Raw genomic sequence first — 265 nt, 5'->3', positions numbered from 1 at the left:
GTGCCATACCGACTTCGGCGCGGCTTGTTTGTAGGCATCAATCGCATTTGTCTGGCTCCGTCTTCCGAAAATAAATTCACCGAGCAAAAGCGGATAGCCTAAAAGCACGGTAAACAGGACGAATACAATAAAAAAAGCGCCTCCTCCGTTCGTACCCGCTACGTAAGGGAACTTCCAAATGGCTCCCAGGCCGAACGCCGAACCGGCAGCGGCCATAATAAATCCTATTTTTGAGGCCCATTGAACCCTTTTTTGGTCAGACACG

General features: G+C 50.2%; 1 pseudogene. It reads right to left on the bottom strand.

Annotation, left to right across the window (positions count from 1 at the left end):
• Positions 1–264, bottom strand: a pseudogene (locus R0K30_RS22305) (sodium-dependent transporter); the annotation flags it as partial.
• Position 265 lies beyond the last annotated feature (1 nt).

Source organism: Bacillus sp. SIMBA_154 (assembly GCF_046536015.1).
GTDB lineage: Bacteria > Bacillota > Bacilli > Bacillales > Bacillaceae > Bacillus > Bacillus pumilus_P.
Note: the sequence above shows the minus strand (reverse complement) of the source record. Positions and strands in the feature narration are given on the sequence as shown.